Source organism: Agromyces excoecariae, from assembly GCF_051715505.1.
In the GTDB taxonomy this organism is placed as follows: Bacteria; Actinomycetota; Actinomycetes; order Actinomycetales; family Microbacteriaceae; genus Agromyces.
Genome location: NZ_JBPSLA010000008.1, coordinates 231,079 through 245,958, shown reverse-complemented (window position 1 = coordinate 245,958; position 14,880 = coordinate 231,079). Strand labels below are relative to the sequence as shown.

The following is a 14,880-nucleotide window of genomic DNA, read 5'->3' as shown; positions in this document are numbered from 1 at the left end:
AGCGACCGACCGTGACCTATGTCATCGCCCTGCCGTGCGTCGATGTGAAGGACCGTGCCTGCATCGACGAGTGTCCCGTCGACTGCATCTACGAGGGTGAGCGATCGCTCTACATCCACCCCGACGAGTGCGTCGACTGCGGAGCCTGCGAGCCGGTGTGCCCGGTCGAGGCGATCTACTACGAGGACGACCTCCCCGACGAGTGGTCCGACTACTACAAGGCGAACGTCGAGTTCTTCGACGAGGTCGGCTCGCCCGGCGGCGCGGCGAAGGTCGGCGTCATCCCGAAGGACCACCCGCTGATCGCCGCGCTGCCCCCGCAGGGTCACTGACCATGGCGCTCGGGGCCCTGCCCGAGTATCCATGGGACCTCATGGTCCCGTACCGGGACCGTGCCGCGGCGCACCGCGACGGCATCGTCGACCTCTCGATCGGATCGCCGATCGATCCGACGCCGGCGCTCGTCCGCGAGGCGCTCGCGGCGGCGACCGACGCGCACTCGTATCCCACGACCGTCGGCACCACGGCACTGCGGCGTGCGATCGTCGACTGGTTCGCGCGCCGGCGTGGTGTCGAGGGCCTCGAGGCGGATGCCGTGCTGCCGACGATCGGCTCGAAGGAACTCGTCGCGCTCCTGCCGTTCTTCCTCGGCGTGGGCGCCGGCGACGCGGTCGTCCATCCGCGCGCGGCGTACCCGACCTACGAGATGGGAGCGGTCTTCGCGGGCGCCGAGGCCGTGGCATCCGACGACCCCGCCGAATGGCCGGCGAACACGCGGCTCGTCTGGCTGAACTCGCCGGGCAATCCCGACGGTCGGGTGCTCGACGTGCCCGAGCTCCGTCGAGCGGTCGAGCGGGCGCGCGAGCTCGGCGCCGTGATCCTCGGCGACGAGTGCTACGCCGAGCTCGGCTGGGAGGAACCGTGGAGGGACGGGGCCGTCCCGAGCGTCCTGGACCCGGCGGTGACCGGCCCGGACCGTCGCGGCGTGCTGGCGATCTACTCGCTCTCGAAGCAGTCGAACATGGCCGGGTACCGAGCCGCGTTCGTCGGCGGCGACCCCGAGCTGATCGCGCGCCTCACGACCGCCCGCAAGCACGCCGGGCTGATGGTGCCCGCCCCGCTCCAGTCGGCCATGGCGGTCGCGCTCTCCGATGACGCGCACGTGCAGGAGCAGAAGGCGCGCTACCGCGCGAGACGCGATCGGCTGCGCCCCGCCCTCGAGGACGCCGGCTTCCGCATCGACCACAGCGAGGCCGGGCTCTACCTCTGGGCCACGGAGGGCCGGGACGCGTGGGAGTCCATCGGGCGACTCGCCGACCTCGGCATCCTCGGCGGGCCCGGGCACTTCTACGGGCCGCACTTCCCGCAGCACGTGCGCCTGTCGCTCACGGCCACCGACGAGCGGATCGAGCGGGCCGCGGCCCGCTTGCAGGCGACGGCGGTGCGCTGACGGCGCCGATCGTCACCGAATCGTCGCCATGGCTGTGGCACCACGCCAATCGATCGCGTGATCCATTGGCGGATGCGACAGTGTGCGCCCGACCCGTCTAGGCTGTAGTCGGGCCGCGCGCGCCGACCGGTGCCGGACCGGAGAGCAGGGAACCGCGAGACAGTGACGATCACAGGAGACGCCGTGAGCAACGTCGTGAACGAATCCGTCGGGGTCGACTCCGACACCGCGACGCTGAACTTCCCCGGCGGAACGGCCGAATTCCCGATCCACCGCGCTTCGCAGGGCAACGCGAGCATCGACCTGTCGACGCTCACCCGGCAGACCGGGCTGACCGCGCTCGACTACGGGTTCGTGAACACCTCCTCGACGCGATCGGCCATCACCTACATCGACGGCGAGCAGGGCATCCTGCGGTACCGCGGCTATCCGATCGAGGAACTCGCGGAGCACTCGACCTACCTCGAGGTCGCCTGGTTGCTGATGTACGGCGAGCTGCCCACGGCCGACCAGCTCGCCGAGTTCGACGAGAAGATCCGTCGCCACACGCTCCTTCATGAAGACCTCAAGCGGTTCTTCTCCGCGCTGCCGCACACCGCGCACCCGATGGCCGTCCTCTCCAGTGCGGTCGCGGCGCTCTCGACCTACTACGAGGACTCGTCCGACCCGCACGACCCCGACCACGTCGAGCTCACGACCATCCGCCTGCTCGCCAAGATGCCGGTCATCGCCGCCTACGCGCACAAGAAGAGCATCGGCCAGGCGTTCCTGTACCCCGACAACTCGCTGAACTTCGTCGAGAACTTCCTGCGGCTGAACTTCGGCAACATGGCCGAGCCGTACGGGATCGACCCCACGCTCGCGAAGGCGCTCGACCGTCTGCTGATCCTCCACGAGGACCACGAGCAGAACGCGTCGACCTCGACCGTCCGCCTGGTCGGCTCGACCGGTGCGAACCTGTACGCGTCGATCTCCGCCGGCATCCAGGCCCTCTCCGGCCCGTTGCACGGCGGGGCGAACGAGGCCGTGCTGCAGATGCTCGCGCAGATCCGCGACTCGGGCGAGGGTGTCGGCAAGTTCGTCGAGCGCGTCAAGCGCAAGGAGGACGGGGTCAAGCTGATGGGCTTCGGCCACCGGGTCTACAAGAACTACGACCCGCGGGCGAAGATCGTGAAGACCAGCGCCGACGCGGTGCTCGAGGGCCTCGGGGTGAACGACCCGCTGCTCGACATCGCCAAGGAGCTCGAGCAGTTCGCGCTCGAGGACGACTACTTCAAGCAGCGGCGCCTCTACCCGAACGTCGACTTCTACACCGGCGTCATCTACAAGGCCATGGGCTTCCCGACCCGGATGTTCACGGTGCTCTTCGCCATCGGCCGCCTGCCCGGGTGGATCGCGCACTGGCGCGAGATGAACCTCGACGGGGCCACGAAGATCGGCCGGCCGCAGCAGCTGTACACGGGATCGCAGGAGCGGCACTACCCGACGCACTGATCCCTCGCGCGCCGGGCGCACCCGCACCGGATCGATGAACCCCGAACGGCCCGTCCTCGGACGGGCCGTTCGGCGCATTCCGACGGAGTGGACGGGTCAGAGCGCGGCGATCTCGTCCGCTGCTGCATCGTCCACCGGCACCGAGCGGTGCTCGACGAGGCCCGGCCGCGGGTCGAGGTGCACGCCCGCGAGCATGCAGCGGACCGACCCGCCGGCGAGCTCGATCGTCGGAACGTCGAGCGGCAGGAGGCGCGCGGAGCGCTCGATGCGCGCCCGCTGGTCGGTGGTCAGCGCATCGAACGCGGTGCGCGAGAGCGCGAGCACGCGACCCTCGGTGGACCACAGCTCGAGCGCGTTGCCGGCGAACGCGTCGACCTGCGCGTTGTCGAGCGCGATGACGTCGCGTCGACCGCGGGCGCTCAACCGGCTGAGCACCTCGTCGCGTCGCGCGGGGGAGACGAACATGTCGGCGGCGACGAGCGCGAACTCGGTCGCGATGCTGAGGATGACGTTGGTGTGGTACACCGCGACGCCCCGCCCGTCGATCGCATCGAAGACCATGGGCTCGTAGCCGAAGTTCGTGCAGAAGCGCTCGAGCGCGATCGGATCGGCGCGGTTCGACCGCGCGGCGTACGCAATGCGCGACTCGTGGTCGAGGACCATCGCCCCCGTGCCCTCGAGGAAGACGTCGTCGTACTCGAGCCCCGAGTAGTCGATGACGTCCTGCACGCGATAGGTGGTCTTCAAGAGCTCCACGATGTCGCTGCGGCGCTCGGTGCGACGGTTCGGCGTGAACATCGGGAAGAGCGCGATGTGCCCGCCGGAGTGCGTCGAGATCCAGTTGTTCGGGAAGACGCTGTCGGGTCGATGCGCCGTCTCGTCCTCGAACAGGTGCACGGTCACGCCCGCGGCTTCGAGTGCGGCGGCCGCGCGCGTCACCTCGTCGTACGCCGACGAGGCGAGGCGAGCCGGGTCGAGTCCGTCGACGGAGGGCTGGAAGCCGTTGTCGGCGAGCGTGTGCGGGTTCGGCGCGAAGTGATGCGGCCGCACCATGACGACCGCAGCGGGGGATTGGACCGACATCCGCTCAGCCCACCGGCGAGAAGGCGCCGACGAGCCCGAAGAGGTCCTTCGGGTCGTCCGGATCGGCGACGAGGTCGATCCGCTGCTCGTAGCGCGTGCCGGCCACCTGGTCGCGCGCGTAGCGCAGGGCCGAGAAGTCCTCGACGGCGAAGCCGACCGAGTCGAACACCGTGATCGCGTCGGCGCCCGTGCGACCGGACCGAAGGCCGGCGAGGACCTCCCAGAGCTCGGTGACGGGGAAGTCGTCGGGCTTGGCCTGGATCTCGCCCTCGATGCGCGTCTGGGGCGTGTACTCGACGAAGACGTCGGCACGATCCAGGATCGCCGGGTCGAGCTCGGTCTTGCCGGGGCAGTCGCCGCCGATCGCGTTGAGGTGCATGCCCGGGCGGACCCACTCGTCGGCCACGACGGTCGCGCGTGCCTTGTCGGCCGTGCAGGTCGTCACGATGTCCGCACCCTCGAGCGCCTCCGCCGCGCTGCCGGCGACCTCGATGGTGAAGCCGAGCGGCAGCATGTTGCGGACGAACTTGGCGATCGCGTCGGGGTCGACGTCGAACACCCGGAGCGTCGTGATGCCGAAGGCGTGGCGGAACGCGAGGGCCTGGAACTCCGCCTGGCTTCCGGTGCCGATCATCGCCATGACCCGGGAGTCGGGGCGCGCGAGCAGCTTGGCCGCGAACGCGGAGGTCGCGGCGGTGCGGAGCGCGGTGAGCACCGTCATCTCGGCGAGGAACGTGGGGTACCCGTTGTGGACGTCGGCGAGCACGCCGAATGCGGTGACGGTCTGGTAGCCCCGGGCGGGGTTCGAGGGGTGGCCGTTGACGTACTTGAAGGCGTAGGACTCGTGGTCGCTCGTCGGCATGAGCTCGATGACGCCGAACGGCGTGTGGCTCGCCACGCGGGGCGTCTTGTCGAAGCTCTCCCAGCGTGCGAAGTCCTGCTCGAGGTACTCCATGATCCCCGCGATGATGCGCTCGGGGCCGGTAGCGGCGACCCATCCGACCATGTTGCGTACGTCGACGAAGCTCGTCATCTCGATCCCTTCAGTTCGGTGATTCGAGGGTACGATCCGTCGATATGCAACAGCAACGACCGCCCTGATCACGGATCGTCAGCCAGATGAGCAGTTTGCGACATGCGGCTGTACCATGTGCTCATGGAGCCCCTCGACGACCTCGACCGTCGCCTGCTGGCGCTGCTCCGTGAGGACGGGCGGACGCCGGTGGCCGAGCTGTCGCGCCGGCTCGGGGTCGCACGGGCGACCGTGACGGGGCGGATCGACCGGCTCGTGGCATCCGGCATCATCGTCGGTTTCTCGGTGCGCGTGCGCGATGAGACCGATCCGCTGTCGATCCACGCGATCTCTTTCATCGAGGTCGAGGGGCGCACCACCGACGACGTGATCCGGCGCCTACGGGGGTTCCCGGAGATCATCGCACTGCACACGACGAACGGCGGGTGGGACCTCGTCGCCGAGCTGCGGACGGAGACCCTCGGCGAGTTCGACCGCGTCCTCGGGCGCATCCGCTCGATCGACGGGGTGGTCAACAGCGAGACGAGCCTGCTGCTGAGCTCGGTGCTGCGCTGAGTCCGCGGTGCCGCGTCAGCTGCCGGGCTGCAGCACCAGCGCGTCGGTCGCGGCTCGCCTGACCGCCCGGGTCGAGAACGGCCACTCGCGCGACTGGCCCGCCTGCCACAGCTCCGCCTGGTCGTCGTAGTGCGGATGGAAGGCGTGACCCGACGCCCCGGTCAGGTTCACCCAGGTCGAGTCGTTGAAGTTCTGGAGGTCGACGACCATGCGCATCGAGGGCACCCAGTCGACCTCGTAGCCGACCGTCGCGTCCCACCCGTTGGCGTTCACGATCGCCGACCCGCCGCCCGTCTCGTACGGCCCGCGATTGAATAGCCACTCGATCGGTCCGATGCCGGACTCGCCGAAGGTCTGGTTCGTCAGCGTCAGCGTGTGCAGCTCGCCCCACCGCCAGGAATCCGGGTCGTCGCCCATGAGATCGGATGCCTCGGCCCACGCCGCGTCGAGGGCGGCGGCGATCACGGCATCGCGTCCGGTCGCCCCGGACGCACGATCGGACCACCACGCGTCATCCGGCTGGCCGAGCAGGGTCCCGACGACCGAGAACCAGCGGTCGCCGCCGACGGGGCGAGTCGACTCGGGAAGGCCGCCGAACATGTTGTCGAGCAGGTTCCGCCAGAAGACCGCGAAGTACGCCGCCTGGGCGCTGTCCGCGTCGGCCGACGCATCCCAGTCGGCGAGGAGGCGAGCGCCGCGCGCGGCGTCGCCGTCGAGGTCGAGCTCCGCGATCACCGGCAGGAACGCCTCGGCGTTCGCGTCGCGCGTGTCGAACTGGATCTCGCTCATCTTGCCGACCGTGATCGGCTCGCCCGCGGCGATGAGCTCGCCCAGGCGTCGTTCGATGCCCTCGGCGCGGTACCCCAGGTCCCAGTCGCGCGTGAGCATCGGGCCGTCCTTCTCGACGGCGTTGTTCGCGGTCACGATGTAGCCGCGGTCGGGGTTCAGCACCGACGGCAGCTCGTCGTAGGGGACCGTTCCGGTCCAGCCGTTCTCGCTGGTCCATCCCGGCAGCGGCACGGTCCCGTCGCCCGAGGCGCGCACCGGGATGAGGCCGGGCGCCTGATAGCCGATGTTCCCGTCGACGTCGGCGTAGACGAGGTTCTGCGAGGGCACCTCGAAGCGTTGGGCCGCGTCGCGGAACTCCTGCCAGTCCGTCGCGCGATTCATGGCGAAGATCGACTGCGGAGTGCGACCCGGCTGCAGCGCGGTCCACTGGAGGGAGACCTCGAGTTCGGACCCCTCGTCCACGGCGGGCTCCTCGTCGTCGGCGGCGGCGTAGCCCTCGGCGACGGCCGCGAAGTCGGAGCCGATGTCGGTCACGATCGGCCCCCGCGCCGTCGAGCGGACGGTGATCGTCACGGGGTCGCCGCCGGCCACGTCGATGACCTCCTCGCGCGTCGTGAGCGGCTCGAGCGCGCCGTCGAACTCGTACGAATCCCCGGTGACGCGCTCGAGGTAGAGGTCGGCGACGTCGGGTCCGAGGTTGGTGAATCCCCACGCGATGCGCTCGTTGTGGCCGATGATGATGCCCGGGAGCCCCGCGAACCCGTAGCCGGCCACGTCGTAGTTGCAGGCCGGCGTCAGCTCGGCGCACTTCAGCCCCATCTGGACCCAGATCGACGGCATGGCCGGCCCCAGGTGGGGATCGTTGGCGAGCAACGGCTTGCCGGTGTCGGTGAGCGCGCCCGAGACGACCCACGAGTTCGAGCCGATGTCGCCGCCCTCGGGGCCGAGCAGGTGCGGCAGGGCGGCGAGTCGGGCGGCGAGGTCGCCGAGCACGCTCGCCGTCTCCGGGTCGGCTGGGGGTGCGGCGGACGCCGCGGCTGGTGCCGTCGCGCCCGCGACGGCGCGGACGTCGAGGCCGGCGGGTGCCGCCGGGACGGGACCGCCGACGATGGTCGGCTTCGCCGACCACGGGAAGTCGGGGTGCAGCTGCGCGACCTGCTCCGAGGTGAGCCCGGAGGAGAGGAGGAGGGCTCGGTCGATCTCGTCGCCGAGGTTCGACCTCAGGTCCCAGGCCATGGCCTTCAGCCACGCGATCGAGTCGACGGGGGTCCACGGCTCCGGCTCGTAGCCGGGGTTCTGCAATGCGAGCACGCCGTACTCGAGCGAGAGCTCCACTCCCGATCGCTCGGCGAGGTAGGCGTTCACGCCGTCGGCGTACGCCTGGTAGAGCGCCCGGGAGTCGACATCGAGCATCTCGAACTCCTGCTCGGCGATCCCGCGCCAGTCGAGCGTGCGGATGAACGCGTCGGTCGCGACCTGCGACTCGCCGAAGAGCTCCGCGACCCGGCCCGCGGTGACGTGCCGACGGAAGTCCATCTCCCAGAAGCGGTCCTGCGCGTGCACGTATCCCTGCGCGAAGAGCAGGTCGTGGTCGGTCTCGGCGACGAGCTGGGGGATGCCGGCGTCGTCGCGGTAGACCGTCACCGCGCCGTTCAGCCCGGCGACCGAGATGCGCCCCGATTCGACGGGGAACGAGCGGTGCACCGTCCACCAGCCGAACCCGACCGCCGCGACCCCCAGCACGAGCACCGTGACGAGGGCACCGACGAGGAACTTCGCCCAACCGGTCCGTCGGGTCCTCGGCGCGTCGGTTCCCACGTCACTCCTTCGTGTCGCCGCATGGCTCGGGCCGCCCGTCCGAGCGGCCCCGGGTCATCACTGTACCCCGCGAGCCGCGGCGCATCGGCGCGCGTCGCCGGGCGCCGCCTCAGGCGTGCAGCGCGGCGTTCAGCGCGACGCCCTCGCCAGTGCGGGAGAGCACCTCGACGCGCCCGTCGAGGGAGTTGCGACGGAAGAGCAGGTTGGGCAGGCCGGAGAGCTCGACCGCCTTCACGATCCGGTCGCGCTCGCCCGGGCCGCCGCGGAGGACCACCTTCGTGCCGGCCGTGACGTAGAGGCCGGCCTCGACGACGGAGTCGTCGCCGATCGAGATGCCGATGCCCGAGTTCGCGCCGAGGAGCGCCCGCTCGCCGATCGCGACCCGTTGCGTGCCGCCGCCCGAGAGCGTGCCCATGATCGACGCGCCGCCGCCGATGTCGCTGCCGTCGCCGACGACGACCCCCTGCGACACGCGCCCCTCGACCATCGAGGAACCGAGCGTGCCGGCGTTGAAGTTCACGAAGCCCTCGTGCATCACGGTCGTGCCGGGAGCGAGGTGCGCGCCGAGGCGGACGCGCGACGCGTCGGCGATGCGCACGCGCTCGGGCATCACGTAGTCGAGCAGGCGCGGGAACTTGTCGAGGCCGGTCACGTGGATGCCCGCGCGCTGGAGCACGGGACGGAGGCGGTCGAGGTCGTCGGGGTGCACCGGTCCGGCGTTGGTCCACGCGACGTTCGGGAGGTGCCCGAACACGCCGTCGAGGTTCAGTCCGTTCGGCCGGACGAGCAGGTGCGAGAGGAGGTGGAGCCGGAGGTACGCGTCGGACGTGCCCGCCGGTGCGTCGGCGAGGCGGATGGCGACGCGGACGGCCTCCACGCGGACCCCTCGCCGTTCGTCCGGACCGACCGATCCGACGGGCGGCTCCCACGCGGGCGCGTCGGCGGGCTCGCCGAGCTGCGGCGCGGGGAACCACGTGTCGAGCACCGTGCCGTCGCCGGCGATCGTGGCGAGGCCGTCGCCCCAGGCGTTGGCGGGCGCGGTCGGGTTCGACGAGTCTGCGGGCATGCTCCAAGGGTACCGAGCGCGATCGGCGGGCGACGGCGGATGACGCGGGCGCGGGCCGCGGCATCCGCCCTCGTAGACTCTGGGCATGGCTGCACCCGTCCCGCCCACGGCCGCCCTCGACCTGTCCGCCGACGTCGTCGCCATCACGCAGGCGATCTGCGACGTCCCGAGCGTGTCGGGCGAGGAGCGGGCGCTCGCCGACCTCGTCCAGGGGGCGTTGGCCGATGCCCGGCACCTCGAGGTGCTCCGCGACGGCGACACGATCGTCGCCCGCACGAACCTCGGGCGCGACCGTCGCGTCGTCATCGCCGGCCACCTCGACACCGTGCCGATCAACGGCAACGTGCCGACCCGGTTCGAGGTCGACGGCGACCGCCAGGTGCTGTGGGGCAGGGGGACGGTCGACATGAAGGCGGGGGTCGCGGTGCAGCTGAAGCTGGCGCACGAGCTCGCCGCCCCGATCGTCGACGTGACGTGGATGTGGTACGACCACGAGGAGGTCGCCGCCGACCTGAACGGGCTCGGCCGGGTCCTGCGCTCGCGCCCCGACCTGTTCGAGGCCGACTTCGCGATCCTCGGCGAACCGACCCGCGGCGAGGTCGAGGGCGGCTGCAACGGCACGCTCCGGGTCGAGCTCCGTGCGACGGGGCGCAGGGCCCACTCGGCGCGCAGCTGGGTGGGCGAGAACGCGATCCACCGGCTGGCGCCCGCGCTCGAGCGGCTCGCGACGTACGAGGCCGAGACGGTGCGCGTCGACGGCCTCGACTACCGCGAGGGCCTGAACGCCGTGTTCGTGCACGGGGGCATCGCCGGCAACGTGATCCCCGACGACGCCGTGCTCACGCTGAACTACCGCTTCGCGCCGAGCCGCACCGTCGAGGAGGCGACCGAGCGCATCCGCGCGCTCTTCCCCGAGTACGAGCTCACGGTCACCGATGCGTCCGACGGCGCGCGGCCGGGTCTCGACGACCCGCTCGCCCGCGAGTTCGTCCGCGCCGTCGGCGCCGATGCGCAGCCGAAGTACGGCTGGACGGATGTCGCGCGCTTCAGCGCGCTCGGCGTGCCGGCCGTGAACTTCGGCCCGGGCGACCCGCTGCTGGCGCACGCCGACGACGAGCGCGTCGACTGCGACGAGATCCTCGGGTGCGAATCGGCGCTCCGCGCCTGGCTGACGGGAGCGTCGCGCTGACCCGATCCGTCGGCGAGGAGGAGACCGCGGCCGGTGGACCCGAGCCGCGGGAGGTCGACGTGCATCGGGTCGAGCGGTGGTCGCCGCGCGTGCGATGGCGCCTGCTGCCCTGGTGGGGGCGGGTCGCCGTCGTCTACGTCGCCGCACGGGTCGTCTCGATCGTCATCGTGCTGCAGTTCGCGCACGCGCAGGCGGCGAACGCCTGGACGGACGCGCGACCGGGCTACTTCGAGTACGCGAACATCTGGGACGGACGCTGGTACGCGTTCATCGCCGCCGCCGGGTACCCGACCGAGCTCCCGGTCACGGAGGACGGCCACGTCGCAGAGAACGCGTGGGCATTCCTGCCCGTGTTCCCCGGCGTCGTGCGGCTGTTCACGGCGGTCGGCGTGCCGTGGGAGGTCGCATCCGTCGCGATCGCCCTCGTCGCCGGGCTCGCGGCCGCGCTCGTGTTCCACCGGCTCATGTCGCGGTTCCTCGCCCCCGACCAGGCGCTCTTCGCGGTCGTGCTGTTCTGCGTCGCCCCCGTTTCGCCGATCATGGGGTTCGGGTACGCGGAAGCGCTCGGCTTCCTCTGGCTCGCCCTCGCACTGCTCCTGCTCGTCGACCGGCGGTACGGATGGCTCGTCCCCGTCGTCGCGGTCTGGGCCTTCACTCGACCGGGTGCGCTCGCATTCGCGCTGGCGCTGGGGCTGCATTGGATCGTGCGCTGGTCCACCCGTTCCCGCGATCCGTTCCCCGTCCGCGAGCGGGTGGTCGCGGCATCCGTCGCCCTCTTCGCCGCGGTCGTCGGCCTCGCATGGCCGGCGATCGCCTGGGCGTTCACCGGCGAGCCGGCGGCCTACACCGACACCGAGCTGGCCTGGCGCGCGCCGTACATCGGCTACGTCGAACTGGTGCCCCTCACGCCGTGGTTCCAGTCGGGGGACTGGTGGCTCGGCCAGCCGATGGGGACCCTGCTGCCGATCGCGCTCGTCGTGGGGTTCGGCGTGCTGCTGTTCACGCCATGGGTTCGGCGGCTCGGGGTCGACATCAGGCTGTGGCTCGCGAGCTACGCGCTGTACCTCCTCGCCGTCTTCTTCCCCCAGTCGAGCACGTTCCGACTGCTGGCGCCGCTCTTCCCGATCGTGGGCGCGTTCGCCGTGCCGCGCTCGCCGTGGTGGCGCGGCTCGCTCGTCGCGGCGTCGATCGCACTGCAGGTCGCGTGGCTGCGGATCGGATGGTTCATCGACGGCTACGACTGGACGCCGCCGTGATCGTCGGCCCCCGGATCCGCCCGCTCCGCCGCCCGTGACCGGCCGGTGGACGACGGACGTCGGACACGTGAACGCGGACGACGTCCTCCACAATGGGCGGCCCGGTGTCCCGGGGCGGCGTCCCGATACGAGATAATGGAGATTCAGCCACGAAAGGGGTAGCTCAATGGCGGCCATGAAGCCACGCACTGGAGACGGACCGATGGAGGCTGTGAAGGAGGGGCGCCTCATCATCGTGCGCGTGCCCCTCGAGGGTGGCGGTCGCCTCGTCGTCTCGGTGAACGACGCTGAGGCCAAGGAGCTCTACGACGTCCTGGGCGGCGTCGTCAACGCAGCCTAGTCAGGCGCCCAGCTTCACGATCTGCAGCAGGCCGTCCCCGGCCGGCGAGATCGCGGTGACGACGGCGGAGGATGCCGCGAGTTCCGAGATGAGCCCGCGGAACGCCGTCGCCACCTCGTCCCGCCGGGCCGGGTCGGCCACCCTCCCCTTCCACAGGGCCCTCGCGACCAGCACGGTGCCGCCGGGCTTGGCCAGGCGCAGCCCGTGCTCGACGTACTCGATGACCGATGCGGCATCCGCGTCGATGACGACCACGTCGTACGACCGCTCGTTCATGCGCGGCAGCACCTCGCCGGCACGACCGGCGATGAGGCGCACGCGTGCGGGGGCGATGCCCGCGTCCGCGAAGTGCTCGCGAGCGTGCTGCTGGTACTCGGTCTCGGAATCGATCGAGGTCAGGTGCGCCGAGCGCGCCGCCTGCAGCATGTAGAGGCCCGACACGCCGACGCCGGTGCCCACCTCGATGATCGCGCGCGCGTCGCTCGCGGCGGCGATCACCGCGAGCTGCGCGCCGACAGCGGGCGAGACGGGCTCGACGCCGAGCTCGAGGGACTGCTGACGGGCCTTCGCGATCGACTCCGACTCGACGACGGACTCGTCGACGTACTTCCAGTTCAGGTCGTGTTCGGACACGTGGCGGCTCCCGGGTGATTCGATCGAGCCCCAAGCCTAGGGGTCGAGGCAACGGTCGATCGCACGCCTCGCCGCCGACTATCCTTGACCGCATGGGCGGCCTCACCTTCGACAAACTCCTCATCATCGGGGTGATCGCCGTCTTCCTGCTCGGTCCGGAGCGGCTCCCTCACTACGCTGCACAGCTCGGCAAGTTCGTGCGATCGCTGCGCGACATGGCGAACGGCGCGAAGGACCGCATGCGCGAGGAGATGGGGCCGGACTTCGACGAGGTGGACTGGCGCAAGCTCGACCCTCGCCAGTACGACCCGCGTCGCATCGTGCGCGAGGCGCTGAGCGACGTCGACCCGTTCGCCGAGCCTGCGAAGCCGGTCGTCGCGCGAGCCGCGGTGAACGAGAACTCCGCGTACCTGCAGCGCAAGCGCAAGCTCGACGCGATCGCCGCGGGCGAGTCGGCGCCGTTCGACTCCGAGGCGACCTGACGACGCGTCCGGCCTGATCCGGCGGCGGTCGAACCGAATCGATCGTCGGCCGAGTCGCGCGCCGACGTGCGCCCGATCGACGCCCCGGCGCGCGGTCCGGCGCGCACCCCGCGTCAGGCGCGACGGATGGCGCGGAGCACCCGCGCGAGCACGACGAGCGGGCCGCTGAGCCGTGCGTAGTCGCGGCCGGTGTGCGGCAGGGGGATGATCCGCGTGTTCACCGAGACCGTCACCGGGTCGACGAAGCGGAGGAGCCCCTCGCGCCCGTTGCGACGCCCGACGCCCGACGCCTTGACCCCGCCCATCGGCGCGTCGACCGAGCCGAAGCTCCCCCGGTAGCCCTCGTTCACGTTGACGCTGCCCGCGTCGAGCTGGTCGGCGAGGCGGAGCGCGCGGCGGGTCGAGCCGGAGAGCACCGACGCGTTGAGGCCGTACTCCGACGCGTTCGCGGCGAAGACCGCCTCGAGGTCGTCGTCGACCACGTGCAGCGAGGCGATCGCGCCGAACGTCTCCTCGTCGAGCACGCGCATGCCCGGGGCGACGTCGGTCAGGACGGTCGGCTCGAACGCCCACGGGCCGACGTCGGGTCGGGCGCTGCCGCCGACGAGCACCCGTGCGCCCTTCGCGAGCGCGTCGTCGAGGTGGCCGCGGATCCGGTCGAGCTGGGCCGCGGTCGCGAGGCTGCCGTAGTCGGCGTCGTGGTCGAGGCCCGATCCGATCCGCGGGTCCGCCAGGCGCGCGGCGAGTGCCGCGCTGAACGCATCGGCGACGCGGCGGTGCACGTAGATCCGCTCGACCGACACGCACAGCTGGCCCATCGACGAGAAGCACGCGTGCGCGGCATCGGCCGCCGCCTGCTCGACGTCGACGTCGTCGAGCACGATCAGTGCGTTCTTGCCGCCGAGCTCGAGGGAGGCGCCGATGAGTCGGCGGCCGGCCTTCTCGCCGATCCGGCGGCCGGTCGCCGTCGAACCCGTGAAGCAGATGTAGTCGACCTCGTCGGTCAGGGCCTCGCCGACCTCGGCCGCGTCGCCCGAGACGACGGCCCAGGCGGACTCGGGCAGCCCGGCGTCGATGAACGCGCGGCGCAGGGCGAGCACCGAGAGCGTGCCCTGGTCGTCGGCCTTCTGCACGACCGCGCATCCGGCGGCGAGCGCTGGGATCACGTCCATGGCGGCGAGGCTGATCGCGTAGTTCCACGGCGTGATGACGCCGACGACCCCCTTCGAGCGGTACCGGACGCGCGTCGAGAGGGCGACGGGGATGCCGGCGCGGCGTCGGCCGCCGCGCAGCACGCGCTTCGCCCTGAGCGCGTTCCACCTGGTCACGGAGAGCGCCTGGAAGACCTCCTCGAACGCCTGGCCGCGCGTCTTGCCGCTCTCCAGCTGGGTCAGGTCGAGGAGCTCCTCCCGCCGGGCGAGGATGAGGTCGTACGCGCGGAGCAGGATCCGGCGGCGGGCGGCGAACCCGGCCCGGGCCCACGCGACCTGCGCGAGGCGTGCGCGCGAGACCGCTCCCCGCACGTCCTCGGCGCTCGAGCGCGGCAGCTCCACCAACGTCTCGCCGGTCGCCGGGGTCGGGATCGCGGCCGTGCGGCCGGTCGTGGCGATCAGGTCGGCGGCGAGGGCGTCACGTGCGGGACTCGGCGCGACGGCAGGGGTTCGGGTGGCGGCGTTGGACACGCGGCCAGTC

At 71.4% G+C, this 14,880-nt stretch carries 14 protein-coding genes; 8 read left to right on the top strand and 6 right to left on the bottom strand.

All coding sequences use genetic code 11. The features are described from left to right. Positions 1-11 precede the first annotated feature (11 nt). From fdxA to ACSJD1_RS09255, 3 genes are all read left to right on the top strand, one after another. The gene (fdxA, locus tag ACSJD1_RS09265; RefSeq protein ID WP_438855014.1) at positions 12-332 is read left to right on the top strand and encodes a ferredoxin; all 321 of its coding nucleotides are present in this window, start codon (positions 12-14) and stop codon (positions 330-332) included. A gap of 2 nt (positions 333-334) precedes the next feature. Continuing rightward, positions 335-1,450: a succinyldiaminopimelate transaminase gene (dapC, locus tag ACSJD1_RS09260; protein ID WP_438855013.1), complete on the top strand. Its 1,116-nt coding sequence runs from the start codon at positions 335-337 to the stop codon at positions 1,448-1,450. 195 nt (positions 1,451-1,645) lie between these two features. After that, positions 1,646-2,944: a citrate synthase gene (locus ACSJD1_RS09255; protein ID WP_438855052.1), complete on the top strand. Its 1,299-nt coding sequence runs from the start codon at positions 1,646-1,648 to the stop codon at positions 2,942-2,944. Positions 2,945-3,040: 96 nt separating this feature from the next. On the opposite strand, the gene ctlX is transcribed toward ACSJD1_RS09255, so the two are convergent. Together ctlX and ACSJD1_RS09245 are read right to left on the bottom strand one after the other, a co-directional pair. Next, positions 3,041-4,027: a citrulline utilization hydrolase CtlX gene (ctlX, locus tag ACSJD1_RS09250; RefSeq protein ID WP_438855012.1), complete on the bottom strand. Its 987-nt coding sequence runs from the start codon at positions 4,025-4,027 to the stop codon at positions 3,041-3,043. Between the two features lie 4 nt (positions 4,028-4,031). Then, positions 4,032-5,060, bottom strand: a complete 1,029-nt coding sequence (locus ACSJD1_RS09245) for an ornithine cyclodeaminase (protein ID WP_438855011.1) — start codon at positions 5,058-5,060, stop codon at positions 4,032-4,034. Positions 5,061-5,183: 123 nt separating this feature from the next. On the opposite strand from ACSJD1_RS09245, the gene ACSJD1_RS09240 reads away from it, so the two are divergent. Next, on the top strand, positions 5,184-5,615 hold the full coding sequence (locus ACSJD1_RS09240; protein ID WP_155051607.1) for an Lrp/AsnC family transcriptional regulator: 432 nt from the start codon (positions 5,184-5,186) through the stop codon (positions 5,613-5,615). A gap of 15 nt (positions 5,616-5,630) precedes the next feature. On the opposite strand, the gene ACSJD1_RS09235 is transcribed toward ACSJD1_RS09240, so the two are convergent. Together ACSJD1_RS09235 and dapD are read right to left on the bottom strand one after the other, a co-directional pair. Then, the gene (locus tag ACSJD1_RS09235; protein ID WP_438855010.1) at positions 5,631-8,222 is read right to left on the bottom strand and encodes a penicillin acylase family protein; all 2,592 of its coding nucleotides are present in this window, start codon (positions 8,220-8,222) and stop codon (positions 5,631-5,633) included. A 109-nt stretch (positions 8,223-8,331) separates the two neighbouring features. Continuing rightward, positions 8,332-9,288, bottom strand: coding sequence for a 2,3,4,5-tetrahydropyridine-2,6-dicarboxylate N-succinyltransferase (gene dapD / locus ACSJD1_RS09230; protein ID WP_438855009.1), 957 nt, complete (start codon positions 9,286-9,288; stop codon positions 8,332-8,334). An 85-nt stretch (positions 9,289-9,373) separates the two neighbouring features. Here dapD and dapE point away from each other — a divergent pair, with 85 nt between their 5' ends. The 3 genes from dapE to ACSJD1_RS09215 all read left to right on the top strand — a co-directional run bounded on the left by dapE (position 9,374) and on the right by ACSJD1_RS09215 (position 12,073). Beyond that, positions 9,374-10,477, top strand: a complete 1,104-nt coding sequence (dapE, locus tag ACSJD1_RS09225) for a succinyl-diaminopimelate desuccinylase (RefSeq protein WP_438855008.1) — start codon at positions 9,374-9,376, stop codon at positions 10,475-10,477. After that, a complete protein-coding gene (locus ACSJD1_RS09220) occupies positions 10,432-11,733 on the top strand; it encodes a hypothetical protein (RefSeq protein ID WP_438855007.1) in 1,302 nt (433 codons plus the stop codon). The genes dapE and ACSJD1_RS09220 overlap by 46 nt, the downstream gene beginning before the upstream one ends. 166 nt (positions 11,734-11,899) lie before the next feature. Further along, complete coding sequence (locus ACSJD1_RS09215) at positions 11,900-12,073, top strand: DUF3117 domain-containing protein (protein WP_019179788.1); 174 nt, start codon at positions 11,900-11,902, stop codon at positions 12,071-12,073. On the opposite strand, the gene ACSJD1_RS09210 is transcribed toward ACSJD1_RS09215, so the two are convergent. Next, entirely contained in the window at positions 12,074-12,706 is a 633-nt protein-coding gene (locus ACSJD1_RS09210; protein ID WP_438855006.1) for an O-methyltransferase, read from the bottom strand. A gap of 92 nt (positions 12,707-12,798) precedes the next feature. Between ACSJD1_RS09210 and ACSJD1_RS09205 the strand changes: the two genes are divergently transcribed. Then, entirely contained in the window at positions 12,799-13,188 is a 390-nt protein-coding gene (locus ACSJD1_RS09205) for a twin-arginine translocase TatA/TatE family subunit (protein ID WP_438855005.1), read from the top strand. Positions 13,189-13,301: 113 nt separating this feature from the next. Here the strand turns inward: ACSJD1_RS09205 and ACSJD1_RS09200 are convergent, their stop codons facing one another. Beyond that, positions 13,302-14,870, bottom strand: coding sequence for a succinic semialdehyde dehydrogenase (locus ACSJD1_RS09200; protein ID WP_438855004.1), 1,569 nt, complete (start codon positions 14,868-14,870; stop codon positions 13,302-13,304). Positions 14,871-14,880: the final 10 nt, after the last annotated feature.

Excerpts from the sequence above, each read along its gene's own strand:
- dapC (WP_438855013.1), top strand. The coding sequence starts at position 335 with ATGGCGCTCGGGGCCCTGCCCGAGTATCCATGGGACCTCATGGTCCCG.
- ctlX (WP_438855012.1), bottom strand. The coding sequence starts at position 4,027 with ATGTCGGTCCAATCCCCCGCTGCGGTCGTCATGGTGCGGCCGCATCAC.
- ACSJD1_RS09245 (WP_438855011.1), bottom strand. The coding sequence starts at position 5,060 with ATGACGAGCTTCGTCGACGTACGCAACATGGTCGGATGGGTCGCCGCT.
- ACSJD1_RS09240 (WP_155051607.1), top strand. The coding sequence starts at position 5,184 with ATGGAGCCCCTCGACGACCTCGACCGTCGCCTGCTGGCGCTGCTCCGT.
- dapD (WP_438855009.1), bottom strand. The coding sequence starts at position 9,288 with ATGCCCGCAGACTCGTCGAACCCGACCGCGCCCGCCAACGCCTGGGGC.
- dapE (WP_438855008.1), top strand. The coding sequence starts at position 9,374 with ATGGCTGCACCCGTCCCGCCCACGGCCGCCCTCGACCTGTCCGCCGAC.
- ACSJD1_RS09215 (WP_019179788.1), top strand. The coding sequence starts at position 11,900 with ATGGCGGCCATGAAGCCACGCACTGGAGACGGACCGATGGAGGCTGTG.
- ACSJD1_RS09205 (WP_438855005.1), top strand. The coding sequence starts at position 12,799 with ATGGGCGGCCTCACCTTCGACAAACTCCTCATCATCGGGGTGATCGCC.